Annotated in this window: 1 pseudogene; it reads right to left on the reverse strand. The window is 67.7% G+C overall.

The annotated features are described in order from the left end of the window. Nucleotides 1–215: pseudogene (locus NE591_RS14685) on the reverse strand (ATP-binding cassette domain-containing protein); the annotation flags it as partial. Nucleotides 216–297 lie beyond the last annotated feature (82 nt).

Consider the following 297-nt stretch of genomic DNA (forward strand, 5'->3'; position numbering starts at 1 on the left):
AGCAGGTCGGGCTGCTCCAGAAGCAGGCGGCACAGGGCCATGCGACGACGCTCGCCGCCGGAAAGGATGCTCACGGGCGCGTCCGGGTCGGGGCACTGCAGCGCGTCCATGGCCTGGGAGAGCTGGGAGTCGAGGTCCCACCCGTTGGCGGCGTCGATCTCGTCCTGCAGTTTGCCCATCTCGTCCATGAGCGCGTCGAAGTCGGCATCGAAATCACGCCCGCCCTCGCAGATTGTCGCTTCGCGGCGCTCATCGGCCTCCCCTTCTCAACCCCCTAGCGCTTCTCCCCCAAAGGGT

The sequence above is a fragment of the Adlercreutzia sp. DFI.6.23 genome (genome assembly GCF_024462535.1).
In the GTDB taxonomy this organism is placed as follows: domain Bacteria; phylum Actinomycetota; class Coriobacteriia; order Coriobacteriales; family Eggerthellaceae; genus Adlercreutzia; species Adlercreutzia rubneri.